The 254-nt window shown below is 66.5% G+C and carries 1 protein-coding gene; it reads right to left on the reverse strand.

Annotation, left to right across the window (positions count from 1 at the left end; all coding sequences use genetic code 11):
- A partial coding sequence (locus ADK52_RS13505) for a thiamine pyrophosphate-dependent enzyme (protein ID WP_234343723.1) occupies positions 1-254 on the reverse strand: 254 nt, incomplete at both ends.

Genomic DNA, 254 nt, shown 5'->3' on the forward strand with positions numbered 1-254 from the left:
GGGTTGAAGGGGGCGTCGAGCGAGCCCATCGGAGTCGATTTGGTGATCTTGCCGACCTCGCTGGTGGGCGAGTACTGGCCCTTGGTCAGTCCGTAGATCCGGTTGTTGAAGAGCAGGATCTTGAGGTTGACGTTGCGGCGCAGGGCGTGGATCAGGTGGTTTCCGCCGATGGACAGCGCGTCGCCGTCCCCGGTGACCACCCACACCGACAGGTCACGGCGCGAGGTGGCCAGCCCGGTGGCGATGGCCGGGGC

The sequence above is a fragment of the Streptomyces sp. WM6372 genome (assembly GCF_001279655.1).
Lineage (GTDB): Bacteria > Actinomycetota > Actinomycetes > Streptomycetales > Streptomycetaceae > Streptomyces.